Origin of the sequence: Streptomyces sp. NPDC057136, assembly GCF_042670885.1 — a bacterium.
In the GTDB taxonomy this organism is placed as follows: Bacteria; Actinomycetota; Actinomycetes; order Streptomycetales; family Streptomycetaceae; genus Streptomyces.
Genome location: NZ_JBHUUV010000026.1, coordinates 32,627 through 55,830, shown reverse-complemented (window position 1 = coordinate 55,830; position 23,204 = coordinate 32,627). Strand labels below are relative to the sequence as shown.

Genomic DNA, 23,204 nt, shown 5'->3' with positions numbered 1-23,204 from the left:
ACGCGACCACCCTCACGAACCGTGAACCCCCGCACGGTATTTGGGCAGCCGCAGCGTGATCTTCATGCCCGCGCCGACGCCCGTCTCGATGACGAGCCCGTAGTCGTCGCCGTACACCTGCCTGAGACGCTCGTCCACATTGAGCAGTCCGATGCCGGTCGAGGTGCCGCCCTCGCCGCGCAGGATCTGCCGCAGCCGCTCCGGGTCCATGCCGGTGCCGTCGTCCTCGATGACGACCTCGGCCTCCGACCCGGCGTCCAGGGCGCTGATCGTGATCCGGCTGTCGGTGACCGCGCCTTCGAGGCCGTGCTTGACGGCGTTCTCGACCAGGGGCTGGAGGCAGAGGAACGGCAGCGCGACGGGGAGTACCTCGGGGGCGACCTGGAGCGTGACGGACAGTCGCTCACCGAAGCGGGCCCGAACGAGCGCCAGATACTGGTCGATGGAGTGCAGTTCGTCGGCGAGAGTGGTGAACTCCCCGTGCCGGCGGAAGGAGTAGCGGGTGAAGTCGGCGAATTCCAGCAGAAGTTCGCGCGCCTGCTCGGGGTCGGTGCGGACGAACGAGGCGATCGCGGCAAGGGAGTTGAAGATGAAGTGCGGGGAGATCTGTGCCCGCAGCGCCTTGATCTCGGCTTCGATGAGCTTCGTGCGGGAGCGGTCGAGTTCGGCGAGTTCCAGCTGTACGCAGACCCAGCGGGCCACCTCCCCCGCCGCCCGCGCCAGCACGGCCGATTCGCGCGGGGCATAGGCGACCAGCGTGCCGAGCACCCGGTGGTCGACGGTCAGCGGGACGGCGACGGCCCAGCGAAGTGGGCAGTCGAGGTCCGCGCAGTCGGTGTGGAAGGCGGTGTCCCGGCCGCTGGCGAGGAGCCCCTGGACGTGCTCCATCACCCCCTTGCCGTGATGGTCCCCGTCGCCGTCCCACACCAGGACCCGGTCGCGGTCGGTGAGGCAGAGGGCGTCCGTGCCCAGCAGTGAGCGCAGCCGTCGCGCCGACCGTCGCGCGCTCTCCTCGGTGAGACCGGCCCGCAGCGGCGGCGCCGCGAGGGACGCGGTGTGCAGGGTCTCGAACGTGGCGTGCTCCACGGGCGTGCCGACATCGCTGGTGCGTACGGGCCGGCCCGTGCGGCCCAGCAGGTAGCCCGTACCGAACAGCAGCAGGGCGATGACGGCGACGGCCGCGATCCCGGCTCCGGTCATCGCTCACGTCCCGAAATCAGTGCTTCCGGCAGATGGAAGCGGGTCATGGCGGCGTTGGTGCCGGACGGTATCCGGCCGGGGGTGGCCAGCGAGACGAGGATCATCGCGAGGAAGCCGACGGGTACGGACCAGACGGCGGGCCAGGCGAGCAGGGCGTGCGGCCAGCCGGGCGGGCGCACCGCCCCGCTGACCGTGATGGCCACCGACAGCAGCGCCGAGCCGCCGCCGAGCAGCAGTCCGGCGATCGCACCGGGCGGGGTGAGCCGCCGCCACCAGATGCCGAGCACGAGCAGCGGGCAGAACGACGAGGCGGAGACGGCGAACGCCATCCCCACGGCGTCGGCCACCGGCACCCGGCTGACCAGCAGCGAACCGGCCAGCGGCACGGCCATCGCGAGAAGTGTGGCCAGCCGGAAGTGCCGTACACCGCGCGAGGGCAGGACATCCTGAGTGATCACTCCGGCGACGGCCATCGTGAGCCCGGAGGCCGTCGACAGGAACGCGGCGAAGGCGCCACCGGCGATGAGCGCGCCGAGGAGGTCGCCGCCCAGACCGCCGATGACCCGTGCGGGAAGAAGAAGTACGGCGGCGTCGGCGTCCCCTCCGTGCATCAGCTCGGGGGCGTACAGCCGGCCCAGTGCCCCGTACACGGGCGGCAGCAGATAGAACATGCCGACCAGGGCGAGGACCGCCACGGTGGTACGGCGGGCGTCGCGCCCGTTGGGGCTGGTGTAGAAGCGGACGACGACGTGGGGCAGTCCCATGGTGCCGAGGAAGGTGGCCACGATCAGTCCGTAGGTCGCGTACAGCGGATGGTCGGCTCGGAAGACGGAGAGCTGTTCGTCGAACTGGACGCGGGGCTGTCCGTCGCCCCGCCAGGCCAGCACCAGGAAGATCGCCGGCACGAGGAGGGCGGTCAGCTTCAGCCAGTACTGGAAGACCTGGACGAAGGTGATGGAGCGCATGCCGCCCGCGGCGACGGCGATCACCACGACGGAGGCGACGAGCACGTCGCCGAGCCAGCCTGGCGCCCCGGTGAGGATCTGGAGGGTGAGCCCGGCGCCCTGGAGCTGCGGCACGAGGTAGAGCCAGCCCGCGCCGACGACGAACACACTGACGAGCCTGCGCACCTGACGGGATTCGAGCCGCCCCTCGGCGAAGTCGGGCAGGGTGTACGCCCCCGAGCGGCGCAGCGGCGCGGCGACGAACACCAGCAGCACGAGATATCCGGCGGTGTATCCGACCGGGTACCAGAGCATGTCCGGGCCGTGGACGAGGACGAGGCCGGCGATCCCGAGGAAGGAGGCGGCGGAGAGGTATTCGCCGCTGATGGCCGCCGCGTTGAGGCGGGGCCGTACGGTCCTGGACGCGACGTAGAAGTCGGACGTGGTCCGCGAGATCCGGAGTCCGAATCCGCCCACGAGGACGGTGGCGAGCACGACGAGCGCGACCGCCACCACCGATGCCAGGTGGTCGGGCCGGCTCACTGTGCGGGGCGGCCTTCCACGAGCCTGGCGAAGTCGCGCTCGTTGCGCTCCGCACGCCGTACGTACCACCAGGCGATCAGGGTGAGCGGCGGATAGGTGGCGAACCCGAGCACCGCCCAGACGACCGCGGCACTGTCCAGGGCGGCGAAGACCAGGGGCAGGGTGCCCGCGACGAGGGCGAGCATCGCGAAGGCGGTGAGTCCGGCGCGCAGCTGGCTGCGCATCAGCGAGCGCACGTAGGCACCGCCGAGCGCCGTCTGCTCGTCGATCTCCGACTGGGCGCGGTAGCGGGGCAGCGGGCGTACCCGCCGGGGCTCCCCCGTCACCACTTCGCGCCGGGATGTGGGCTCTGCGGACATGGGCTCGGAGTGTAGGCGTCGCAGGAGCGCTCTGGGAAGGGCCGGCCCTGGGGTCGATGCTGGTCAGCGGCCGGTCTGGCGCATCAGGAGGTCCCGGAGGGAGCGGCTGTGGCGGCGGCTCACAGCGAGTTCCGCCTTGCCGACGCGGACGCTCATGGTGCCCGCGTCGAGGCGGAGTTCGTCGATACGGTTCAGCGCCACGAGGTGGCGGCGGTGGATGCGTACGAAGCCCCGGGAGCGCCAGCGTTCCTCGAGAGCCGTCAGTGGAATCCGGACGAGATGGCTGCCGGAGACGGTGTGGAGCCGCGCGTAGTCGCCCTGCGCCTCGGCGTACGTGATGTCGTCGATGGGGACGAAACGGGTGACTCCGCCCAGTTCGACCGGTATCTGGTCGGTGGCGGCGTCGTGGACGGGTGCGGACCGGTCGCCGACCTGCTCGGCGACGCGGCGCACGGCCTCGGCGAGGCGCTCGCGGCGCACGGGCTTGAGGACGTAGTCGACGGCCTTGAGGTCGAACGCGTGGACGGCGAAGCCTTCGTGGGCGGTGACGAACACGATGAGCGGAGGCGCGGCGAACCCGGCCAGCAGCTGGGCAACGTCGAGGCCGGTGAGGCCCGCCATATGGATGTCGAGAAAGACCACGTCGATAGCGGACGGGTCGTCGGGTCCCGCGTCGACGGCGCCGCCGATGCGGCGCAGCGCCTCGGTGGCCCCGGTGGCTCCTTCGGCGCTGCGGATGCGGGGATCGGCGCGCAGGAGGTAGAGGAGTTCCTCCAGGGCGGGTTGTTCGTCGTCGACGGCGAGTACGCGCAGCATGAGGCCGGAGTTTAGGGCCTGTCCGGTGGATCAGGGTCGGATAGGACGCGGCGTCTGGTGCGGTGCATCGCAAGGCGCCGAAGCGTCCTAAGGTGGGTCTCCCCTGCTCGAACGAAGTTGAGAGCTTGGGGAAGTGCCAGGCGCCGTGGCCCCGGCCATGATCCACCGGACAGGCCCTAGCCCCGGGAGCGTGCCTGGGTGGGGGCGGGGTGAGTGATTCACGCGTGGCCCGCGTACCTGGGTGCATGCACTCCCCGGAACACCGTCGCGCCTCGGGCGCCTATGCGCTCGGTGTGCTCGGTGCCGCCGGTGCCTTCCGTTTCGAGGAGCATCTGGCGGAGTGTCCCGCGTGCCGGTGTCAGGTGCGTGAGTTCGGTGCGGTGACGGCGCTGCTGGCGGAGCACGGCCGCCCGACGGCCGAGGAGGTGGAGCCGGTACGGGAACCCGGACCCGGCCTCCTGAACCGGACGGTCGCCGCGGTGGCGGCCCTGCGCCGGAGGTCGCGGTGGCGGCGGGCGGCGCTGGTGGCGGCGGCGGTGCTCGCGGTGGGCGGCCCCTTGGTGGTGGCCGGTTTCCCGGACGCTCCGGGGGCGGCGCGGGCCGAGCGGTGGGGCGGGCGGGACGCGGCGTCGGGGGTGGTGGCCGCGGTGACGACCGGGGCGCGGGAGTGGGGGACGGACGTGGACCTGCGCGTGGCGCGGGTTCCGGTGGCGGGGGTGTGTGCGCTGGTCGCGGTGGGGCGGGACGGCAGCGAGCAGACGGTGACCACCTGGTCGGTCGGTCGCCCCGGCGAGGAGCCGGTACGGGTGAGCGGGGGCGCCGCCCTGCGCCCCGACGCCATCGACCGGTTCGAGGTGCGAACGGCGCGGGGGCAGCGCCTCGTCACACTCACCCGCTGACCACGTATCCGTACGGGCGTTACTTCAGCAGGCGCGAGAGGCGGCGGTCGGCGAGCGGTTTGCCGCCTGTCTGGCAGGTGGGGCAGTACTGGAGCGAGGAGTCGCTGAAGGAGACCTCCAGGATCGTGTCGCCGCAGACGGGACATGGCAGACCGGTGCGCCCGTGGACCCTCATGCCGCTCTTCTTCTCGGCCTTGAGCTTGCCCGCTTCGAGGCCGCTGGAGCGTTCGACGGCGTCGGTGAGGGTGGTGCGCAGCGCGGTGTACAGCCCGGTGATGTCGTCCTTGCTCAGGCTGGAGGTCAGCTTGAACGGGGACATCTTCGCGACGTGCAGGATCTCGTCGCTGTACGCGTTGCCGATGCCCGCGATGAGCGACTGGTCCCGCAAGGCCCCCTTGATCCGGCGGCGTTCCCCGGTGAGCAGGGCGGCGAACGCCTCACGGTCGAAGGAGTCGTCGAGCGGATCGGGCCCCAGGCGCGCGACGCCGGGCACCTGCGCCGGGTCGCGCACCAGGTGGACGGCGAGCCGTTTCGTCGTACCCATTTCGGTGAGGTCGAAGCCGTCACCTCCGGCGAGGACCACGCGCAGCGCGAGGGGGCCCTTGCCTGGCCGTGGCGGTGTGGCTGGAAAGCTGTCCTTCCACTGGAGCCAGCCGGCCCGTGCGAGGTGCGTGACCAGATGCAGGTCCCCCGCGGCGATGTCCAGGAACTTGCCGTGCCGGGCCACGGCGGTGACGGTCGCACCTTCGAGGGCGGTCACCGGCGGGTCGTACGTCTTGAGGACACTGATCGCGAGCGGCAGGACACGGGCGATCTCCTTGCCGACGAGGTGGTCGTCGAGGAAGACCCGCAGCGCTTGGACTTCCGGCAGTTCGGGCATGCCTCCAGCCTGCCGCAGCACCGCGGCGGATGCCTCCCCGCGCGCCGTCGAGGCAGCTCAGCCCAGGCTGTACACGCGGGTGGCGGTGGCCGCGAAGACGGCCAGCCGTTCCGGGCCGGAGAGGGCGGCGGTCAGCGTGCGGGCGGCGTCGACGACCTCGGCGTAACTCGCCGCCAGCCGGCACACCGGCCAGTCCGAGCCGAACATCAGCCGGTCGGGGCCGAAGGCGTCGATGACCGTCTCGGCGTACGGCCGAAGGTCCTCGACCGTCCAGGAGCGCGGGTCGGCCTCGGTGACCAGGCCGGAGAGCTTGCAGACGGTGTTGGGGCGGGCCGCCAGCGCCCGGAGGTCGTCCGCCCAGGGGTGCGTACGCCGCTCAGCGATGGGCGGTTTGCCTGCGTGGTCGAGTACGAACGTGAGTCCGGGAAGCAGCGCGGCGGCCTTCGCGGCGGCGGGCAGTTGGTGGGGCCGGACGATCAGGTCGTAGGCCAGTCCGGCGTCGGCGACGGCGGTCAGGCCGCGTTGGACATCGGGTCGCAGCAGCCACTCGGGATCGGGCTCGCCCTGCACCTGGTGCCGGATGCCGACGAGCCGGTCGCCGCCGGGCAGGTCACGCAGAGCGGCGAGGGTGTCGGCGATACCGGGTGCGGTGAGGTCGGTCCAGCCGACGACACCCGCGACCAGGGCGCTGCTCTCGGCGAGTGCGAGGAATTCGGGGGTCTCCTCGGCGACGGTGACGGTCTGGACGAGGACGGTGGCGGTGACACCGGCGGCCCGGGCCTCGGGCTCCAGGTCGGCGAGGGTGAAGGTACGCCGGAGCGGGGCCAGTTCCTCGCCGGTGATCCAGTCCTGGTCACGTACGGACAGGTCCCATACGTGGTGGTGGGCGTCGACCACGGCCGTCGGTGGGGAGGGTGTCACGTCACAGCTCCCAGGCGATGGGCAGACCCGCTTCGGCCCCGCCGGACGTGTAGTCGTGAGCGACGTCGAGGAGCTGGTCCATCCGGGCCTGCCAGGCCACGTTGACGGGCAGCTTCTCCAGTTCGGCGAGGAGGCGGGCGTAGTCCTCGCAGTCGATGAGGTGGAAGAGATCGGTGCCGCTGCGCCAGATCGTCCACGAGAGGGCGCCCGCCGCCCGGATCGCGGTGGTGAGCTCCTCGGGCACTTCGCGGTGAGCCGCCTCGTACTCCTCGATGCGGTCGGCGCGGACCTTGGTGTGCAGAGCGATCCTCATGTCAGTTGCCTTTCCGGTGGCCGTCGCCGCCCGGCTCGTCGTTCAGGAGTCCTGCGGCGCGCAGTTCGTCCCAGAGGGCGTCCGGGATCGTCGTGCGGAGCAGAGCGGCCGCGTCCCGTACTTCGTCCGGGGAACGGGTGCCGACGAGCACTCCGGCGACGGCCGGGTGGGCGAGCGGGTAGTGCAGGGCGGCGGCGCGCAGCGGGACGCCGTACCCCTCGACGACGGCCTTCATGCGCAGGGCGCGGTCGAGGACGGCGATAGGCGCTGCCGCGTAGTCGTACGTCGCACCGGGGCGCGGGTCGGCGAGGAGGCCCGAGTTGAAGACACCGCCGACGACGACGCTGCGGCCGCGTGCGGCGGCCTCCGGCAGCAATGCGGTCAGGGCACTGTGGTCGAGGAGGGTGTAGCGGCCCGCGCAGAGCACGGTGTCGACGTCGGTGTCGCGCAGGAAGCGGGTGAGCATCGCCGTCTGGTTCATGCCCGCGCCGATGGCTCCGACGACGCCCTCCGCCCGGAGCTTCTCCAGCGCCGGGTACGCCTCGCGGAAGGCGGCTTCCTCGTGGCCGTCGGGGTCGTGGAGGTAGGCGATGTCGATGCGGTCGAGGCCCAGCCGTTCGAGGCTGTCCTCGATGGAGCGCCGTACGCCGTCGGCGCTGAAATCCCAGCGGCGTCGGTGCGTGGCGCGTACCGCGAACCCTTCGGAGAGCCCGTCGGCGGCCGGGACCTCACCGGCGGGGACGCGGTCCAGCACCCGGCCGACCTTGGTGGAGACGACGTAGGCGTCGCGGGGCCTGGACCGCAGCGCCTCGCCGAGCCGCCGCTCGGAGAGACCGAGTCCGTAGTGCGGTGCGGTGTCGAAGTAGCGGATGCCCTCGTCCCAGGCCGCGTCCACGGCCGCCGCTGCCTGTGCGGGGTCGACGGCGGTGAAAAGGTTGCCGATGGCCGCCGCCCCGAAGGAGAGCCGGGTGATCTCGACCGCGCTGCGCCCGAGCCTGTTCCGTTGCATGTCTCTGCCGTCTCCTGACGATGATCGCGTGGCACTCACAGCGAATATTCATCGGATCACTGGGGCGCGTCAACACCCTGAACGCGAAAATCACCGGCCGAGTACGGTGCGTTCTCGGAAATCAGTCCGATCTATCAGGCAGTGGGGGCGGCCTGTCGGTCGAGGGAATCCTCCCGGACCACGGCCGGGGGCGTGATCAGTGACCGCAGGTCCGCGAGCTCTTCCTCGATCGCCGTCGCCAGCCTGTCGAGGTCCGGCAGCGCCTTGCCGTCGGCGACCAGGCCGACCTGGACCCGCCCTCCGTACGTGGACAGGGCCACGGCCAGCGCCTGACCGCGGGCCAGGGGCGCCATCGGGTAGACGGCACTCAGCGGGCAGCCGCCGAGCGAGAGCGCCGAGCGCGGCAGGGGGACGCTGGTGACCAGGACATCGAAGAGAATCCGCGCCGCGTTCCCTGCCAGCTGTGCACCGAACCGGTGCACCAGCGGCGGCAGCTGATCGGCGAGTACGGCGACGGCTCCCGCCCCCCGCAGCGGCCCCGCCGACTTGTTGCGGTCCATGGCGGTCCGCACCGCGCGCAGGCGCGTCCGGGCGTCGGGTTCGCGAACCGGAAGCCCGAGGAGATAGGCGGAGAGCCTGTTCCCGTTGCTCGCCGCGGTGCGCGGCCTGCGTCGGGACACGGGGACCAGGGCGCGGGGGTCCGCGCCCGGCAGTTCCTCGTCGCGTTCGAGCATCCACCGTCGCAGGCCCCCGGCGACGACGGCGAGCAGCACGTCGTTGGCCGTGCCGCCCTCGGCCCGGCGGATGTTCTGCACCACGTCGGCGTCCAGTTCCGCCGTGGCCAGCCGCCGGGTGCCGCTGGAGCCCGCGGTGAGCGCGGTCGAGACGTGCAGGTCGAGACGGCTGGCCCGGACGACGGAGGCACCCACGCCCAGCGCCCGCCCGACCTCCCCGAGCCGGTCCAGGGCCATGCCCGCCACCTGGCGCGGCCCCGGCATCCAGGACCGCGGCGGCACGGGAACGCGTCGGCGTACCGCGCCCCGGCCGGCTCCGGCAGCGGCGATCTGGTCGAAGATCCCGGCACCGATGGCGACGGCGCGCATCCCGTCGGCGAGTGCGTGGTGCAGCTTCACGAGCACGGCGAACGGTCCGTCGTCGGCGCCGCTCAGCAGATACATCTGCCAGGGCGGCACCCCGCGTTCGAGCGGCTGCTCCATCAGCTCCCCGGCGAGCCGGGTCGCTTCCGCCATGAAGTCGCCCTCGTTCAGAACCACGCGTACGACGTGGCGGTGCACGTCGAACTCCTTGTGCACCGACCAGGCCGAGCCGCCGACGGGCAGCAGGACGTCCCGTACGCGCATCCGCAGCCGGGGAATCGCGGCGGCCCGTGTGCCGAGGAGGTCCAGGATGTCGGCGGGGCCGACGCCGGGTGCAGGGGAGAACACGGCGAGTGCGCCGAGGTGCATCGGGTGCGCGTCGGATTCGAGGTGCCAAAAGGCGAGATCAAGCGGTGCCAGGAGCTCGGTACCCAAGGGGTCCTCATGTCATGGAAGGCAGCAGGGCAGGACCGGGACGCGGAAGGGAGAGCGGGGCTCGCAGCCCATGCGCTCCACCGCACGCTCGCAGTCAATCGCCGACGAACGGTTACGGTCAAGTACAGACATGTTACGTAACGTTACTTTCAGGTAGGGCTACCCGCGCGCAGGGACGAGGAACTCGCACCACACGCACTTGCCGGTGCCCCGGGACTCCACGCCCCAGACATCGGCCAGCCGGTCGACCAGCATCAGCCCGCGCCCCGAGACCCCGGACTCCCCCGCGTCCCTGCGCCGGGGCAGCGCGCTGGAGCGGTCCTCGACATCGACCCGCAGCCGCCGCTCGGGGCCCGCGAGGACCCTGATCGTCACGATCGCCCCGCCGTCGGTGTGCATCAGCGCGTTGGTGATCAGCTCGTCGGCGGCGAGTTCGATCTCGTCGGCCCGCTCCGCCGCACCCCACGCCCGCACGGCGGCCCTGATCATGTGCCGGGCGGAGCTCAGCGCCTCCGGGTCGTTCTGTGCGACGTGCTGCTGAAGCCGGCCGCCGGGCTGCGGCGCGTGGGCCGCCTTGCGGCGCAGCAGGAGCATCGCCACGTCGTCCTCGCCGCCTCGCTCGTCGACCGCCTCGCAGAGGCGGTCGGCCAGGAGTTCGAGGTTCCTGGGCCCGTTGGTCACCAGGTCGACCAGGAGTTGCATGCCCTCGTCGAGGTCGGAACCCGGCAGCTCCACCAGGCCGTCCGTGTACAGCACCATCGTCTGGCCCGGGTCCAGCTCGACCGTACTGACCGGGTAGTCGAGCCGCCCGAACTCGGCTGACAGCCCCAGCGGCAGCCCGCCCTCGACCGGCAGCCGGCGGCAGCTTCCGTCGACGTCCCGGACGAGCGGGTCGACGTGCCCCGCGCGGACCAGCTGCACCACACCGGTCCGCAGGTCGACCTCGGCGTAGCTGCACGTCGCGAAGCGATCGGTGTCGAGCTCGTGCAGGAAGACGGAGGCCCGCGCCATGACCGTGGCGGGGCTGTGCCCTTCGGCGGCGTAGGCGCGCAGTACGATCCTGAGCTGCCCCATGACCGCCGCGGCGTGCGTGTCGTGGCCCTGTACGTCCCCGATAACGGCGCCGACCCGGCCGCCCGGCAGCGGAATGATGTCGTACCAGTCGCCACCGATGTCCCGGCCGAGCCGCGCGGACCGGTAGCGGACAGCGACCTGGGCCCCCGGCACCTCGGGGATTCTGCGGGGCAGCATCGCCTGCTGGAGACCTTCGGCGAGGTCGTGCTCCTGCTCGTACAGCATGGCGCGCTGCAGGCTCTGGGCGATCGAGCTGCCCAGGGCCACCAGCAGATTCCGCTCGTCGGCCGTGAACCCCGCCTTGTCGCTGTAGAGGAGCCCGAGTGCCCCGATGGGCCGGGCCTGCGCGATCAGGGGCAGATAGGCCGCTGCGGTGATCCCGAGGTGGCTGATGTGCGGCCACAGGATGGGGTACGAAACGGCGAAGTCGGCGGCCGACTCGATGAAGCGGGGTGCGAGGGTGCGGACGACTTCACTCATCGGGTACGGCTCGTCCGTACGGGTGTACCGGGTGCCCGGCACATAGGCGCCGTCGGGCCCGTCGGCCACCAGGTGGATGCGCCCGGACTCCAGCAGCCCCATGACGAGGCTGGCCGCACCGAGGTTGGCCAGGCCGCCCTGGGAGTTCTTCAGTACGTCGGTGACGTCCTTGACCGTCCGGGCGTGGGCGAGGGCGGCCGTGGTGCCCTCCACCACACTGGTCCGCTTCCGCCGCTCCTCGTCCAGTTCCCTGCGGGCCGTGGAGTCGGAGAGCTCCTGGGTGGCATCGCGGACGATCCCGATGATGCGGCGGGGCCGGCCGGTGCCGTCCCGGCGGATGAAGCCCTGGGTGTGGGTCCAGCGGAGCGTGCCGTCGCGCCGCAGGATCCGGAAGTACGCGCCGTAATTGCTGAGCCCGCTTTTGAGGGCCTGCGAGACCATCCCGTCGAGCCGCACGCCTTCATCCGTCGGCACCCGGGTGGACAGGGTGACCGGCCGGTTGTCGTACTCCTCGGCAGGCATGTCGAACACGTCGAGTGCGGGCTGGTCCATATGCATGAGTCCGCTGTCCAGATCCCAGTCGAAACTGCCCATTCGGTTCAGGGCGAGACTGAGGTCCGGGTGGGCGGGCCAGTCTTCCGGGAGTGACAGGGCACCCGCTACCCGATCATCCATATGCGCAACTCTGCCATCAATTGCCCGATTCTTCGAGCGATTCGACCGGCCCCTCCTCCGCACCACCGGCCGCCGTCAGCCGGTGAGGAGCTCAGCGGCGTCGGGCATCGGCGGCGCCGCTCCGTCCGGGTACTGACCGCCGTCGGAGAGTGCTCCGTCCGACTCGGCGGGCAGGTCGGACGGGGCGTCGTACAGCTCGGCAGCAGGCGCCTCCACGACCTCTTCCCGCGGCACGTCCGGGGGCGTTTCCACGGCCTCCCCCATCGGCTCACCGGGCGGCGCGGCAGGGGGGGGACTGCTGGTCTCCGCGGGAAGCGCGGGCGTCGGCGACTCCGGCCCGGACGTGGCCGTGGAGGCGTCCGGCGAGGGCACGATGCCCTCACCCGGGTCGAAGGCGGGCGGATCGTCAGGGGTCCCGTCCTGCGCCCCGTCGTCGCCGGCCTGCCGCTCGATCCAGGTGCTGTCGGCCACGTCGACGATGACGAGATGCGCGATCGACTGCGTGCTGGGCTCGATAACCAGGACCCGGTTGGGGTCGTAGCCCGCCCATTCCTTGCCGCGGTACGCCAGGGAGCCCTTCATGACCACTGGTGCGCCGAGCGGGTTGCCGCACGCGCAGCGGACGCGGGGTACGCCGTGGGTGTCGGCCAGCACGGCGGTACCCGCCTGGAGGAGGGACTGGAAGGCGGTGGGCGCCCCCTCGTCGTATCCGTGGCTGGTGACGCGGATGTCGGTCCGCAGGAGTACGGGGGTGAGTCTGCGCAGGAAGGCCGGGATCTCCTTCTGCCGGATTCCCGCACCTTCGGCGAAGGCGCGGCCCTTGGCCCGGTCCCCGGTCAGGACGCGCACCTGCTCCTCGACGTCGCAGCTCGCCACGGACCGGGTGCCGCCGTAGAGCCCGGGGGTGGACCCGGAGACGGTGCGGGTCGTCATCTCGGTGACGGCGGCGGGCGACGCGGTGGCCGCCGGGGGCGGGGCCCCGGCGGTCGACCTGGCGAACGGGTCGGGGCCCGGCCCCGCGACCGGCTGGAGGAAGAGCTCCTTGACCCCCGCCGCGCCCGGGGTGCCGTTCTCGCCGCCTCCCGCACCCTGGGCGCAGCCCGTGACGAAGAGGAGACCGACGGACAGGGCGGCGAACGCGGTACGCCGTGGATGTTGGGGTGAGGGCACTGAGCTCTCCTGCTTCACCTCGAACCGATGAGTCCCCCTCATCTCTGCCGCACCGCGCGCTCCTCCGCAAGCCGGACGACCGCCTCCCCCGCAGACACCCGGACAGACTTGAACGCGTTCAAGAAAGGCCCTAGTCTCAGTTTGTCGGTTGAACGCGTTCAAGAAATCGGGGGTATGTCATGTCCGTGCTGGTGAACCTGATCGTGATGCTGGGCATGCTCGTCGTCGTACCCGCCGGGCTGCGGCTGATGGACGCCCCGGAGCTCGACCGGATACGGCGGCTGTGGCCGCTCCTGGCCGCCCCCGGCGCCGTCGCGCTCTGGCTGCCGCGCGGCCTGCCCGCCACCGCGCTCGCCGCCGCCTACGCCCTGGGCGCCGTGGCCCTGGCGCTGCACGCACCGCTCCGCGCGGCCCGCACCCGCAGCGCGCATCCCACGGAGATCGCCCTGTACACCGCACTGGCGACCCCCTCGGTCGCCGCGCTCGCCCTGGTCGCCGAGCGCTCGGGGCACGAACTGTTCGGCTTCGACCTCGGAATCCTCGCGCTGACCGTGCCGCACTTCCACTTCGCCGGTTTCGCCGCCGCACTGGTCGCCGGACTCCTCTGCCGGGCCACCGACACACCGGCGGGCCGGTTCGCCGCGCTGAGTGTGCCGCTCGGCACCCTGCTCGTACTCATCGGCTACTTCATCGGGGACTGGGCCGAGCTGGCCGGGGCAGTCGTCCTGACGGCCGGCATGTGGGCGGTCGCCCTGCTGACGCTGCGCACCGTCCGCACCGACGGCCCGGACCGCACCACCCGGGCACTGCTCCTCACCTCGGCCGCGGTCCTCGCCGCCACCATGGTGCTCGCGCTGAGCTGGGCACTCGGCGAGGCCACCGGAATCCCCCACCCCACCCTCACCTGGATGGCCGCCACACACGGCCTCGGCAACGCACTGGGCTTCGCACTCTGCTCGGTACTCGCCTGGCGCCGGCTCCAGGACCGCACCCCTCCGGAAGGCAGGACCGCATGAACACCCTCACGTACCCCGAGGTCGGCGCCACCCTCCTCGGCCCGCTCCCCGACGGCTACCACCACCTCCACCACCGGACCCGGGTGGGCAGGGGCCGGGAGGACTTCGAGGCGGCAGGGGCCGCCGTCACCGGCTGGCGCATGCACCGCGCGGCGGGAGCCGGGATGAACGCGACAACAGCACGGGCCGAGGCCGGAACCGGCGTCACGGTCTCGCTGGGCATCGGCCCGCTCCGGGTCACCGCCCCCTGCGAGGTGGTCTGGGCGGTGCACGAGAGCCGGCGCATCGGCTTCGCCTACGGCACCCGTGACCGGCATCCGGAGCGCGGCGAGGAGTGCTTCGTGGTGGAGCTCGCCGACGACGGAACGGTGTGGTTCACGGTCATGGCCTTCTCCCGCCCGGCCAGCTGGTATGCCCGCCTCGCTGGACCGCTCGTCCCACCGGTCCAGCACTGGTACGCGCGCCGGCTCGGCCGCACCCTGCGCCAGATCGTCGCCACCCGCTGAGCATGACCGTGGCCGATACTGGAAGCGATGGAGTGGTTCACCGCAGATGGCTACTGGCTGAGCCGGCTGATCTTCCAGCGGGCTCTCGCCTCGCTCTACCTGGTCGCGTTCCTCGCCGCGGCGCTCCAGTTCCGGGCGCTGATCGGCGAACGCGGAATGCTGCCCGTGCCCACTCTTCTGCGGCACACCCACTGGCGCGTCGCTCCCGGTCTCTTCCGGCTCCACTACTCGGACCGCTTCTTCGCCGTCGTGGCGTGGACGGGCTGCGCCATCGCCCTGGCGCTGATCGCGGGCGTCGACGCGCACCTGCCGCTCTGGGCGGCGATGCTCCTGTGGGCACTGCCCTGGGTGCTGTATCTGTCGATCGTCCAGGTCGGTCAGGTCTGGTACGGATTCGGCTGGGAGTCGCTGCTCCTGGAGACGGGCTTCCTGGCGGTCTTCCTCGGCAGCGGCGACACGGCGCCGCCCGTGCTCGTGCTCTGGCTGCTGCGCTGGCTCCTGTTCCGTGTGGAGTTCGGCGCCGGGCTCATCAAGATGCGCGGTGACTCCTGCTGGCGGCGGCTGACCTGCCTGGACTTCCATCACGAGACCCAGCCGATGCCGGGCCCGCTGAGCTGGTTCTTCCACCGGCTGCCGAAGCCCGTACACCGGGTGGAGGTGGCCGCGAACCATGTCACCCAGCTCCTGGTCCCGTTCCTGCTCTTCACCCCGCAGCCGGTGGCGAGCATGGCCGCGGGGCTGATGATCGTCACCCAGCTGTGGCTGGTGCTGTCGGGGAACTTCGCCTGGCTGAACTGGCTCACCATCACGCTCGCCCTGTCGGCCGTCGACTGGTCCCGCATTGCCGGGGAGCCGCCCGCACAGTCCGCGCCGCCCCTCTGGTACGAGGTGGTGGTCATCGCCGTCACGGTCCTGATCCTGGCCCTCAGCTACCGGCCCGCCCGCAATCTGGTCTCCCGCCGCCAGGTGATGAACCGGTCCTTCGACCCGCTCCACCTCGTCAACACCTACGGGGCGTTCGGGAGCATCAGCCGGGTACGCCTGGAAGTCGTCGTCGAGGGCACCGCCGAACCGGTGATCCACGAGGGCACGCGCTGGCAGGAGTACGGCTTCCGCGGCAAGCCCGGCGATCCCCGGCGGCTGTCGCGCCAGTTCGCCCCGTACCATCTGCGGCTCGACTGGATGATGTGGTTCGCCGCGCTCTCCCCCGCGTACGCCCGGTCCTGGTTCGGGCCCTTCGTCGAACGGCTCCTGGAGAACGACCGCGACACCCTGCGGCTGCTGCGGCACAACCCGTTCCCGGACAGCCCGCCCGTACACGTCCGGGCCCGCGTGTACCGCTACCGGTTCACCTCGTGGCGCGAGCTGCGGGAGACGGGAGCCTGGTGGCACCGCGACCACGTGCGCGAGTTCATGCGGCCCGCCTCGCTCGCGGGAAGGCCGGGCACTCAGCGCTGAGCCCCGCCCTTCCGCTGGTGCGGAGGGACGGGGCCCGGAGAACAGCAGACCGGTGCGAGCGGTCAGTCGATGCCGGGCAGAATATGCGGCTCGGCGAGGTCGTCCTCGTAGCCGGCCAGCCGGATCGGTGCGGACCTGGCCCAGACCTCGATGTTCCGGAGCGCTGCGGGCTTGCGGGCCCGCGCTCCGTACCGTTCGTCCGGTCGCTTCTCGTGCTTCGTCAGTTCTGGCGTCACCGCGCACTCCTTTGTGTCGCGTAACCCCGGGCAATGTCGAGCCAACGGCCGAAGCCGTGCGTCGACCGCACCGGGGCAGGGGCAGGAACAGCTCGGTCGCGGTGGCGCCCGTAGGGGGCGGGACGGCGGCCCGGTTGCAGACCTGTCCCAGGACGGCCAAGGAATCTTTGTGGATTCCTCGGTGGCGTCCGTTCCACCCCAGCCTAACCAAATGAGCGCGCCCGCGCTCGACAGAACGTATGGCTTGGGTCACTTTCAGCCAACGATGCCGCCCAACCGGAGCGGTACGCGTACATACCGGGACAGAACGACGGCGGCCCGTGGACACGGACCGCCGTCGTCGTACTCGCTGTGCCGGGGTTACCAGTTCGCGGGCGCGTAGTCCTTGAGGAAGCACCCGAAGAGGTCCACGCCGTCCTCGCCGCGCACGATCGGGTCGTAGACACGGGCGGCGCCGTCGACCAGGTCGAGCGGGGCGTGGAAGCCCTCCTCGGCGAGACGCAGCTTGTCGAAGTGCGGGCGCTCGTCGGTGATCCAGCCGGTGTCGACCGAGGTCATCAGGATGCCGTCGGCCTGGAACATCTCCTGGGCGCTGGTCCGCGTCACCATGTTCATCGCAGCCTTGGCGGCATTCGTGTTCGGGTGCCCCGCGCCCTTGTAGCCGCGGCCGAAGACGCCTTCCATCGCAGAGACGTTGACGACGTACGCGCGACCGCTCGTCGACTTCTTGGCCGCGTCGGCCATCGCCGGGCGGAGCTTACTGATCAGAATGAACGGCGCCGTGTAGTTGCACAGCTGGGTTTCGAGCAGCTCCACCGGGGAGATCTGCTCGATGGTCTGCACCCAGGTGTTGGTGTCGACGACGTCGGGGACCAGGCCGCCCGCGTCGATGGCGCTGCCGTCCAGGTGCCGGGCGACGCTGGCGTTGCCCGCGACCAGAGCGAGGTCGGCGACCTGCTGCGCGTCGATGCCGGAGATTCCGGCGGGCAGCGTGGCCAGACCGTCCACCGCGCCGGAGCCGAAGACGCCGATCACATGGTGGGCGGGGAGTTCCCCTGCGGGGAGCGGGGCGCTCTCGCCCTCGACCAGCGCGGCGTAGGCGGCGGGCAGGCGGCGCACGGTCTGCGTCGCGTTGTTGATGAGGATGTCCAGCGGGCCCTGCTCGGCAACCTGGTCGGCCACGGCGACCACCTGTGCGGGGTCGCGCAGGTCCATGCCGACGACCTCCAGGCGGTGCAGCCAGTCCGCCGAGTCGTCCATGGCCTTGAAGCGGCGGACGGCGTCCTTGGGGAAGCGGGTGGTGATGGTCGTGTGCGCACCGTCGCGCAGCAGCCGCAGCGCGATGTACATGCCAATCTTGGCACGGCCACCAGTGAGCAGGGCGCGCTTGCCGGTGAGGTCTGCGCGGGCGTCGCGCTTGGCGCGGTTCTCGGCGGCGCACTTCTGACAGAGCTGGTGGTAGAAGTAGTCGACCTCGACGTACCGCGTCTTGCAGATGTAGCAGGAGCGGGGGCGCTCGAGTATCCCGGCGATCCGGCCCGCCTCGGTGACCGACGAGGGCAGGATGCCCTCGGTCTCGTCGTCGATGCGCACGGCGGAGCCTGTCGCGGTGGCCTCCGTGACCGCCTTGTCGTTGGCGGTCTTGGCGGCGCGGCGCTCCTGGCGGCGGCGCTGCTTCACCGTGCGGTAGACGCCCGCGGTGGCCCGGCGCACGGCGATCGCGTCCGGGTGGTCGATGTCGATGGTCTCGAGCTCGTCGAGCACGCTCAGGCAGACGGCGAGCCGCTCCGGGGCGATACCGGGACCGAACTCACCGGCTCCGGGATCGAGCTCCGGGCTGTCAACTGTCACCGTCATGGCCGTTCCTCTGTTACTCGAAGATGCCGGCCACAGGCTGCGCCAGGCCGCGTTACTACGGGCCGAACGCCCCGATCAAGTTTGCCATGGTCCGGCACGGCTCCGTTTCCCCCTCCGAGGGCACCGACGAATCCGGAAGGCATGACTTCGTTTAGGCCGGGCATACGAGGTTCCACACAATCGGCAACCAGGAGGACGACACCATGACGGCGATGTCAGTGCGAACCACCGGAACGGTCGGCACAGCTACGCCGCCGAATCACCAGGTAGGTACGCGGACATATGCCTCAACGGCTGCCGGTACGGGCGGACTTCCCTGGATCGAGGACACCGGGAAGGTGGCTCCGCAGGACGCCCGTGCACTGTCCCGGATGTTCTTCGACGAGTTGCGGACTCTCGAAGAGGGGACGCCCGAGTACCAGTACGCGCGCAACACCCTCATCGAGATGAATCTCTCCCTGGTGCGCTATGCAGCGTCCCGCTTCCGCAACCGCGGCGGTGACGACGCCGAGGACATCGTCCAGGTGGGCACGATCGGTCTGATCAAGGCCATCGACCGGTTCGACCTCGCCCGGGAGGTCGAGTTCGCCACCTTCGCCGTGCCGTACATCGTGGGCGAGATCAAGCGGTTCTTCCGTGACACCACGTGGGCCGTCCATGTACCGCGCCGCCTCCAGGAGCTGCGGGTCGATCTGGCGAAGGCCAAGGAGCAGCTCTCGGCGGAGCTGGACCGCGACCCCACCGTCGCGGAGCTCGCCGCACATCTCGACCTCCCCGAGGAGGAGATCATCGAGGGCCTCGTCGCGGCCAACGGCTACTCGGCCGGCTCCCTGGACACCCCTTCGGCGGACAGCGAGTCCGGTCAGGACCAGCGGGCGTACGCCGATCTGCTGGGCGAGGCCGATCCCGGCATGGAGAGCGTGGAGAACCTCCACACGCTGGCGCCGCTGCTGGAGAAGCTCGACGACCGCGAGCGCAGGATCGTGCAGATGCGCTTCGGCCAGGAGATGACGCAGTCCCAGATCGGTGACCGTCTCGGGGTTTCCCAGATGCATGTATCGCGGCTGCTGAACAGGATCGTGCAGCGGCTGCGCACCGGAATGTGCGTGGAGGCCTGAACGGCCGCGCGGCGAAGTGCGAAGCGTCTAAGATCTGGGGACATCCCCCGGAGTGGGATCTCTCGACGCGGGTAGACGAACGGCGAGATAAGGTCTCCGACCTCCCTGCGGCGCCTTGGCTGGAGCTATGAATGAACAGGCCACCTCTCGGCCGGACGAACCCGGTCAGGGGTTCCGGTGCACGGAGGTACTGCATACCGCCGAGGTGTTCGCGGGCGAGCCGGGCTGCATAGCGCAGGCCCGTGCGCTGGCGGACCGTTTCCTGACCCGGCTCGTGGCGGAGTGGCTCGCCGTGCTGCGTGAGCACACCCGCAGCGATCTGATGCTGGCGGTCAGCGAGCTGATCACCAACGCCGAACGCTACAGCCACGGTCCGTACCTGCTGGAGCTGGAAGGCACCGCGGAGAGCATCAGCGTCACGGTGTACGACAGCAGCACGGCGCTTCCCGTCCTCTACGCACCCGACCCCGCCCGCCTCGGCGGCCACGGGATGGAGATCGTCGTCGCCCTCTGCGACCGGCTCACCGCCGAGCGCGTACCGGTCGGCAAGCGCATCCGGGCCGAGTTCCAGCTCAGCACCTGAAGCGCCCGTCCCCGAAGCCTTGCGTTCCAGGGGTGGTCACCCGGGCGCAGTGATCGCGGAGGACCCCGGCCTGCGGTCGAAGACGCAGTCGCCGCAGAGGCCGCCGTCCGGGCACCGGTAGTACAGACAGCAGCTGCGCCGCCGGAACGCCGGGCCGTGCGGGGTGCCGGTGGAGGACAGGTCCGGGTGGTCGAAGAGTTCGGCGGCCAGGGCCCGCGCCCGTCCCGCCACGTCGGGGCGCCCGTGGGTGCGCGCCCACCCGACCAGTTCCCGTACGGCGCCGCCGAGCGCCGAGCCCGCATTGCCCCACAGCAGCCGCGGGGAGATGGTTCCTTCGGCACGCAGCGCGTCGGCGAGCGGCACGAGGTGCCCGAACTGGACGGCTTCCCGGATGCGGTCGGCGGTGCCTTCCAGCGTCTCCGTGCCCGACAGCCGGAGATCGTCGGGCGAGGTGTGCGCCGGGTCCCAGGAGAGCAGGTCGGGCGAAAGGTCCGGCAGCCGGCCGGACAGGGCGGCGGGGGCCAGCGCGATGGACCAGAGCCGGGCGGCCAGCCCCAGGTGCGCGATGGACGCGGCGACTCTGCGCTCGGGGGTACGCAGACGGCCGGCGACCGTGTCGACACGGGCCGTGAGGGGTGCGAGATCGCCCGCGTAGAGGCCGGCCAGCGGACGGTGGGCACCGCCGGGGACGGGCGCGGTACGCAGAGCGAAGAAGCCACCAGGCATGGGCGCTTCGGTCCGGTCCATCGTCTGCTCCCCCTCTGACCGGTTCCTGCCCGTCCGTCCCGTTCGACCACCCGCCGTGCCGGGTTCGGAGCTCACCGTACCCGCCGGAACTCCAACTTCTGAGCTCCTGGGCAAGGAGGACTACCGTCGAGAGGAGGACGTTGGACACGCTTTCGTACTACTAGAGCAGTACGTCGAATCGCCGCCTCTGGGACGACGACTCGGCGGCCCCGACAGGACATCGTGGTCTACATGAGCTCCCTCGCGCTGTCTGTGCTGCTGTCACTGATCTCCGCGGTCGCCTACGCGGCCGGGGCGATCGTCCAGGAGCGCGTCGCCGCCGGCCGGGACGGCCGCTCGTACACCGCCCTCCTGCGCAACGCCGCCTGGTGGGCCGCCGTCGCACTCAACGGCGTGGGTGCAGTGCTCCACGTGGTGGCCCTCGCCTACGGGCCCCTCAGCCTCGTCCAGCCCCTCGGCGCCCTGACGATCGTCTTCGCTCTGCCCATGGCCGCGCTGTTCGTGCGCCGCAGGGCGGGGTCGACGGCCTGGCGCGGCGCCGTCATGGCCACCGTCGGCCTCGCCGGCCTGCTGGCCCTGACGGGGAACGCCGAGTCGCACGCACTGGGCGGTCCGGAGCAGTTGATGCTGGCCACGGTGACGTTCGGCGGGGTGGCCCTGCTCTTCCTCGTCGCGAAGGGGCTGCGCGGTCCGATGCTGCGCAGTGTCCTGCTGGCCACCGGCGCCGGGATCGCCTTCGGTATGGGCTCGGTGTTCACCAAGACCGTTGCCGTGGAGTGGACGTCCGGTTCGGTGGGTTCGGGGCTGCCTACTCTGCTGGTGATCGCGGGTCTGGCGTCGGCGGGGCTCCTGCTGTCCCAGTCCGCGTACCGGGGCGCCGGCCTGACCGCACCGCTGGCGATCGTGACGGTGGTGAATCCGGTGGTCGCGGCGGCGGTGGGGATCACGCTCTTCGGCGAGCAGTTCCGTTACGGCATGACGGGCACCCTGCTCGCGCTGTTCTGCGGCGCGGTGACAGCGGGAGGGCTGATCCTGCTCACCACGGAGCGGCTCGGGGCGGAACGGACGGGCACGGCAGGGGGTGCGGTAACGGACGCGGTGCAGGACGATGCGGGCGACGTGGCCGAGGCCGTGCCCACGCCGCGGAGCCGTGCCGGTCGCCTGCCCGAGCCTGTGAGCCCGCCCGGGCCGTCGTCGCCCGTCGACGCTCCCTCCGAACCTTCGTTGGTGATTGACGCCAACGCGGGAGGGGGCCCCTCCCTGCTCAATGGGGTCTCCCCTGCTCGAACGAAGTTGAGAGCTTGGGGAAGAAGCCGAGAGCTTGGGGGAGCGCGTGCCAGGCCCCGCGAGCCCGGCGTGATCCAAACGAGAGGCCCTAGACCGGGAGCACCCGGCAGACCGGCTCGGTTCAGATCTTGACGCCGCCCGCCCTGAGGTAGGCCAGCGGGTCGATGTCGGAGCCGTAACCGGCGCCCGTACGGATCTCGAAGTGCAGATGCGGGCCGGTGCTGTTGCCTGTGGAGCCCGAGCGGGCGACCCGCTGGCCGCTGCTCACCTGCTGGCCCGCGCGTACGTGCAGCGCCGACAGATGCGCGTACTGGCTGTACCTGCCGTCACCGTGCCGGATGACGACCTCGTAGCCGTACGCCCCCGCCCAGCCGGCCGAGACGACCTTTCCGGCGGACACCGCCTTCACCGACGTACCGGTGGGGACGGGGAAGTCGACGCCCGTGTGGTAGCCGCTGGCCCACGAGCCGGACTGGTGGTACGGCGTGCCCGTGCGGGCCGCCACCGGCGCGGTGAGGCCGGACTGCTTCTCCGCGCGCTCCGAGGACCGGTCCGAACGCGCGCTCTTCTTCGGCTCCTGCTTGGCTTCCTGCTTGGCTTCCTGCTTGGCTTCCTTCTTCGGTTCGGACTTCGGGTCCGGCTTGGCTTCCCTCTTCGGTTCCTGCTTCGGTTCCTGCTTCGGTTCCCGCTTCGGTTCCCGCTTCGGTTCCTGCTTCGGTTCCTGCTTGGGCTTCGCCGTGGGGGCTGCCGACTGCTTCGGGGCGGCTGCCGGCGCCTTGGCCACGTCGAGGCTGAGCCGCTGCCCGGGGAGGATGAGGTCGGGGTCGTCTCCGACGACCTGCCGGTTCGCCGCGTAGAGGCGCTGCCAGCCGCCGCGGACCTGTTCGGCGGCGGCGATGCCGGACAGGGAGTCGCCGCCGGCAACCGTGTACGACTCCCGCTGACCGGGCACCGTCGTCGGCGTCGCGGAGGCCGCGGTCTTCGGCTGCGCGCGCGGGGTGGCCTTCTTCGGCGCGTCGACCCGCTTGGTCCCCTGCGACTGCGGGGCGATATCGGGGGCGTCGCCCCCGCGTGTCAGCCCCGCGCGTACGGAGCAGGCCGGCCAGGCGCCCGGCCCCTGCCCGTCCAGCACCTTCTCGGCGACCGCGATCTGCTGGTCCTTGGTGGCGAGGTCGGCGCGCGGCGCGTAGGCCGTGCCGCCGTACGCCGCCCAGGTGGACCCGGTGAACTGCAGACCGCCGTAATAGCCGTTGCCCGTGTTGATGTGCCAGTTGCCGGTCGACTCACAGGCGGCGACCTTCTCCCACACATCGGTCGGGGCAGCGCCCGCCGACGCCGCGGTGATGAGCGGGAGCGCGATGCCCGCGCCGCCCGCCGTCACTGTTAGCGAGGCACGGTTGATGCGGCTGGGCTGATATCTGCGGTGCCGTCCGTTCGCGGCCATGACTTGGCTCCCCCACTGGCAGTAGGACACGTCGCAATCGGCCAACTTAGGTGCAGCGGGCGGGTGATGACAAGGGAGCCAGGGGTGCGCGGCTGTCTGAGCCCCGCACGCCCGGCTCGTCGATGTGCCTTGGTTCG

22 protein-coding genes are annotated in these 23,204 nt (G+C 71.3%); 7 read left to right on the top strand and 15 right to left on the bottom strand.

Annotated elements, in window-relative coordinates; genetic code table 11:
- Positions 1-12 precede the first annotated feature (12 nt).
- From ACFT7S_RS26760 to ACFT7S_RS26745, 4 genes are all read right to left on the bottom strand, one after another.
- A complete protein-coding gene (locus tag ACFT7S_RS26760; RefSeq protein ID WP_382736074.1) occupies positions 13-1,200 on the bottom strand; it encodes a sensor histidine kinase in 1,188 nt (395 codons plus the stop codon).
- Positions 1,197-2,687, bottom strand: coding sequence for a cation acetate symporter (locus ACFT7S_RS26755; protein ID WP_382736072.1), 1,491 nt, complete (start codon positions 2,685-2,687; stop codon positions 1,197-1,199). The genes ACFT7S_RS26760 and ACFT7S_RS26755 overlap by 4 nt, the downstream gene beginning before the upstream one ends.
- Positions 2,684-3,046: a hypothetical protein gene (locus tag ACFT7S_RS26750; protein WP_382736070.1), complete on the bottom strand. Its 363-nt coding sequence runs from the start codon at positions 3,044-3,046 to the stop codon at positions 2,684-2,686. Before ACFT7S_RS26750 ends, ACFT7S_RS26755 begins: the two co-directional genes overlap by 4 nt.
- Before the next feature lie 63 nt (positions 3,047-3,109).
- On the bottom strand, positions 3,110-3,862 hold the full coding sequence (locus tag ACFT7S_RS26745; RefSeq protein WP_382736068.1) for a LytR/AlgR family response regulator transcription factor: 753 nt from the start codon (positions 3,860-3,862) through the stop codon (positions 3,110-3,112).
- A gap of 245 nt (positions 3,863-4,107) precedes the next feature.
- On the opposite strand from ACFT7S_RS26745, the gene ACFT7S_RS26740 reads away from it, so the two are divergent.
- Entirely contained in the window at positions 4,108-4,761 is a 654-nt protein-coding gene (locus tag ACFT7S_RS26740) for a zf-HC2 domain-containing protein (RefSeq protein WP_382736066.1), read from the top strand.
- Positions 4,762-4,780: 19 nt separating this feature from the next.
- Here ACFT7S_RS26740 and ACFT7S_RS26735 read toward each other — a convergent pair whose 3' ends face one another.
- The 7 genes from ACFT7S_RS26735 to ACFT7S_RS26705 form a co-directional block, all read right to left on the bottom strand.
- Positions 4,781-5,641, bottom strand: coding sequence for an Fpg/Nei family DNA glycosylase (locus ACFT7S_RS26735; protein ID WP_382736064.1), 861 nt, complete (start codon positions 5,639-5,641; stop codon positions 4,781-4,783).
- A gap of 57 nt (positions 5,642-5,698) precedes the next feature.
- Positions 5,699-6,562, bottom strand: coding sequence for an amidohydrolase family protein (locus ACFT7S_RS26730; protein WP_382736062.1), 864 nt, complete (start codon positions 6,560-6,562; stop codon positions 5,699-5,701).
- A gap of 1 nt (position 6,563) precedes the next feature.
- Entirely contained in the window at positions 6,564-6,875 is a 312-nt protein-coding gene (locus ACFT7S_RS26725) for an L-rhamnose mutarotase (RefSeq protein WP_382736060.1), read from the bottom strand.
- A 1-nt stretch (position 6,876) separates the two neighbouring features.
- Positions 6,877-7,884 carry an aldo/keto reductase gene (locus ACFT7S_RS26720; protein ID WP_382736058.1) on the bottom strand — a complete coding sequence of 336 codons (1,008 nt, stop codon included), beginning with the start codon at positions 7,882-7,884 and terminating at the stop codon, positions 6,877-6,879.
- A 134-nt stretch (positions 7,885-8,018) separates the two neighbouring features.
- Entirely contained in the window at positions 8,019-9,416 is a 1,398-nt protein-coding gene (locus ACFT7S_RS26715; RefSeq protein ID WP_382736056.1) for a wax ester/triacylglycerol synthase family O-acyltransferase, read from the bottom strand.
- Between the two features lie 159 nt (positions 9,417-9,575).
- Entirely contained in the window at positions 9,576-11,645 is a 2,070-nt protein-coding gene (locus ACFT7S_RS26710; RefSeq protein WP_382736054.1) for a SpoIIE family protein phosphatase, read from the bottom strand.
- Between the two features lie 75 nt (positions 11,646-11,720).
- Positions 11,721-12,815 carry a DUF6777 domain-containing protein gene (locus ACFT7S_RS26705; RefSeq protein ID WP_382736052.1) on the bottom strand — a complete coding sequence of 365 codons (1,095 nt, stop codon included), beginning with the start codon at positions 12,813-12,815 and terminating at the stop codon, positions 11,721-11,723.
- A gap of 179 nt (positions 12,816-12,994) precedes the next feature.
- Between ACFT7S_RS26705 and ACFT7S_RS26700 the strand changes: the two genes are divergently transcribed.
- From ACFT7S_RS26700 to ACFT7S_RS26690, 3 genes are read left to right on the top strand one after another with little or no spacing between them, the layout of a single operon-like run.
- Positions 12,995-13,831, top strand: a complete 837-nt coding sequence (locus tag ACFT7S_RS26700; protein WP_382736050.1) for a YndJ family protein — start codon at positions 12,995-12,997, stop codon at positions 13,829-13,831.
- Complete coding sequence (locus ACFT7S_RS26695; protein ID WP_382736048.1) at positions 13,828-14,337, top strand: DUF1990 family protein; 510 nt, start codon at positions 13,828-13,830, stop codon at positions 14,335-14,337. Before ACFT7S_RS26700 ends, ACFT7S_RS26695 begins: the two co-directional genes overlap by 4 nt.
- Before the next feature lie 27 nt (positions 14,338-14,364).
- On the top strand, positions 14,365-15,795 hold the full coding sequence (locus ACFT7S_RS26690) for a lipase maturation factor family protein (protein WP_382736046.1): 1,431 nt from the start codon (positions 14,365-14,367) through the stop codon (positions 15,793-15,795).
- Positions 15,796-15,857: 62 nt separating this feature from the next.
- Here ACFT7S_RS26690 and ACFT7S_RS26685 read toward each other — a convergent pair whose 3' ends face one another.
- Positions 15,858-16,031 carry a hypothetical protein gene (locus ACFT7S_RS26685; protein WP_382736044.1) on the bottom strand — a complete coding sequence of 58 codons (174 nt, stop codon included), beginning with the start codon at positions 16,029-16,031 and terminating at the stop codon, positions 15,858-15,860.
- A 360-nt stretch (positions 16,032-16,391) separates the two neighbouring features.
- Complete coding sequence (locus tag ACFT7S_RS26680) at positions 16,392-17,888, bottom strand: SDR family NAD(P)-dependent oxidoreductase (protein ID WP_382736042.1); 1,497 nt, start codon at positions 17,886-17,888, stop codon at positions 16,392-16,394.
- Between the two features lie 203 nt (positions 17,889-18,091).
- Here ACFT7S_RS26680 and ACFT7S_RS26675 point away from each other — a divergent pair, with 203 nt between their 5' ends.
- Both ACFT7S_RS26675 and ACFT7S_RS26670 read left to right on the top strand, forming a co-directional pair.
- Positions 18,092-19,006, top strand: a complete 915-nt coding sequence (locus ACFT7S_RS26675; protein ID WP_382736040.1) for an RNA polymerase sigma factor SigF — start codon at positions 18,092-18,094, stop codon at positions 19,004-19,006.
- Between the two features lie 127 nt (positions 19,007-19,133).
- Positions 19,134-19,589 (top strand): ATP-binding protein, encoded by a 456-nt coding sequence (locus ACFT7S_RS26670; protein WP_382736039.1) that lies wholly within the window; start codon positions 19,134-19,136, stop codon positions 19,587-19,589.
- A gap of 36 nt (positions 19,590-19,625) precedes the next feature.
- Here ACFT7S_RS26670 and ACFT7S_RS26665 read toward each other — a convergent pair whose 3' ends face one another.
- Positions 19,626-20,336, bottom strand: a complete 711-nt coding sequence (locus tag ACFT7S_RS26665) for a (2Fe-2S)-binding protein (protein ID WP_382736037.1) — start codon at positions 20,334-20,336, stop codon at positions 19,626-19,628.
- 222 nt (positions 20,337-20,558) lie between these two features.
- Here ACFT7S_RS26665 and ACFT7S_RS26660 point away from each other — a divergent pair, with 222 nt between their 5' ends.
- Positions 20,559-21,755, top strand: coding sequence for a DMT family transporter (locus ACFT7S_RS26660; protein ID WP_382736035.1), 1,197 nt, complete (start codon positions 20,559-20,561; stop codon positions 21,753-21,755).
- On the opposite strand, the gene ACFT7S_RS26655 is transcribed toward ACFT7S_RS26660, so the two are convergent.
- Complete coding sequence (locus ACFT7S_RS26655) at positions 21,745-23,067, bottom strand: transglycosylase family protein (protein ID WP_382736033.1); 1,323 nt, start codon at positions 23,065-23,067, stop codon at positions 21,745-21,747. The genes ACFT7S_RS26660 and ACFT7S_RS26655 overlap by 11 nt on opposite strands.
- Positions 23,068-23,204 lie beyond the last annotated feature (137 nt).

Bases quoted from the DNA above. Each gene is read 5' to 3' on its own strand.
- ACFT7S_RS26760 (WP_382736074.1), bottom strand. From the start codon at position 1,200: ATGACCGGAGCCGGGATCGCGGCCGTCGCCGTCATCGCCCTGCTGCTG.
- ACFT7S_RS26750 (WP_382736070.1), bottom strand. From the start codon at position 3,046: ATGTCCGCAGAGCCCACATCCCGGCGCGAAGTGGTGACGGGGGAGCCC.
- ACFT7S_RS26745 (WP_382736068.1), bottom strand. From the start codon at position 3,862: ATGCTGCGCGTACTCGCCGTCGACGACGAACAACCCGCCCTGGAGGAA.
- ACFT7S_RS26740 (WP_382736066.1), top strand. From the start codon at position 4,108: ATGCACTCCCCGGAACACCGTCGCGCCTCGGGCGCCTATGCGCTCGGT.
- ACFT7S_RS26735 (WP_382736064.1), bottom strand. From the start codon at position 5,641: ATGCCCGAACTGCCGGAAGTCCAAGCGCTGCGGGTCTTCCTCGACGAC.
- ACFT7S_RS26725 (WP_382736060.1), bottom strand. From the start codon at position 6,875: ATGAGGATCGCTCTGCACACCAAGGTCCGCGCCGACCGCATCGAGGAG.
- ACFT7S_RS26720 (WP_382736058.1), bottom strand. From the start codon at position 7,884: ATGCAACGGAACAGGCTCGGGCGCAGCGCGGTCGAGATCACCCGGCTC.
- ACFT7S_RS26710 (WP_382736054.1), bottom strand. From the start codon at position 11,645: ATGGATGATCGGGTAGCGGGTGCCCTGTCACTCCCGGAAGACTGGCCC.
- ACFT7S_RS26700 (WP_382736050.1), top strand. From the start codon at position 12,995: ATGTCCGTGCTGGTGAACCTGATCGTGATGCTGGGCATGCTCGTCGTC.
- ACFT7S_RS26695 (WP_382736048.1), top strand. From the start codon at position 13,828: ATGAACACCCTCACGTACCCCGAGGTCGGCGCCACCCTCCTCGGCCCG.
- ACFT7S_RS26690 (WP_382736046.1), top strand. From the start codon at position 14,365: ATGGAGTGGTTCACCGCAGATGGCTACTGGCTGAGCCGGCTGATCTTC.
- ACFT7S_RS26680 (WP_382736042.1), bottom strand. From the start codon at position 17,888: ATGACGGTGACAGTTGACAGCCCGGAGCTCGATCCCGGAGCCGGTGAG.
- ACFT7S_RS26675 (WP_382736040.1), top strand. From the start codon at position 18,092: ATGACGGCGATGTCAGTGCGAACCACCGGAACGGTCGGCACAGCTACG.
- ACFT7S_RS26670 (WP_382736039.1), top strand. From the start codon at position 19,134: ATGAATGAACAGGCCACCTCTCGGCCGGACGAACCCGGTCAGGGGTTC.
- ACFT7S_RS26665 (WP_382736037.1), bottom strand. From the start codon at position 20,336: ATGGACCGGACCGAAGCGCCCATGCCTGGTGGCTTCTTCGCTCTGCGT.
- ACFT7S_RS26655 (WP_382736033.1), bottom strand. From the start codon at position 23,067: ATGGCCGCGAACGGACGGCACCGCAGATATCAGCCCAGCCGCATCAAC.